General features: G+C 47.1%; 1 protein-coding gene. It reads right to left on the reverse strand.

What is annotated here, in order from left to right:
- Positions 1-4 precede the first annotated feature (4 nt).
- Positions 5-1188 (reverse strand): elongation factor Tu (gene tuf, locus PSE72_RS19840; protein ID WP_094963257.1); only part of this gene is annotated, 1184 nt, incomplete at its 5' end.

Consider the following 1188-nt stretch of genomic DNA (forward strand, 5'->3'; position numbering starts at 1 on the left):
GGTATTATGCAATGATTTTTGCAACAACACCCGCACCTACAGTACGGCCACCTTCACGGATTGCGAAACGTAAACCGTCGTCCATCGCGATTGGGTGGATCAGGGTAACGATCATGTTGATGTTATCACCTGGCATTACCATCTCTACGCCTTCTGGCAGTTCGATAGTACCGGTTACGTCAGTTGTACGGAAGTAGAACTGTGGACGGTAACCTTTGAAGAATGGAGTGTGACGACCACCTTCATCTTTGCTCAGAATATAAACTTCTGATTCGAATTTAGTGTGTGGCTTGATTGAACCTGGTTTTGCCAGTACTTGACCACGTTGAATTTCTTCACGTTTAGTACCACGCAGCAGAACACCTACGTTCTCACCCGCACGACCTTCGTCCAGCAGTTTACGGAACATTTCAACGCCAGTACAAGTTGTTTTAACCGTGTCTTGAATACCAACGATTTCAACTTCTTCACCAACTTTGATGATACCACGCTCAACACGGCCTGTTACTACTGTACCACGACCTGAGATTGAGAATACGTCTTCGATTGGCAGCAGGAATGGCTTGTCAATTGCACGCTCTGGCTCTGGAATGTAAGTATCCAGGTGGCCTGCTAATTCAACAATTTTCGCTTCCCACTCTGGGTTGCCTTCCAGCGCTTTCAGAGCTGAACCACGAACAACTGGAGTGTCGTCGCCTGGGAAATCGTATTGAGACAGAAGTTCACGAACTTCCATTTCAACTAATTCTAACAGCTCTTCGTCGTCTACCATGTCACATTTGTTCAGGAACACGATGATGTAAGGAACACCTACTTGGCGACCTAACAGGATGTGCTCACGAGTTTGTGGCATTGGGCCATCAGTCGCAGCAACAACCAGGATTGCACCGTCCATCTGTGCAGCACCAGTGATCATGTTTTTAACATAGTCGGCGTGTCCTGGGCAGTCTACGTGTGCGTAGTGGCGAGTTGGAGTATCGTATTCTACGTGTGAAGTAGAGATAGTGATACCACGCGCTTTTTCTTCTGGTGCGTTATCGATTTGGTCGAATGCACGAGCAGAACCGCCGTAAGTTTTAGCCAGAACAGTAGTGATAGCTGCTGTCAGAGTAGTTTTACCGTGGTCAACGTGGCCGATAGTACCAACGTTAACGTGCGGTTTTGAACGTTCAAATTTTTCTTTAGACA

The sequence above is a fragment of the Providencia sp. PROV116 genome, assembly GCF_028482485.1.
Taxonomy (GTDB): domain Bacteria; phylum Pseudomonadota; class Gammaproteobacteria; order Enterobacterales; family Enterobacteriaceae; genus Providencia; species Providencia rettgeri.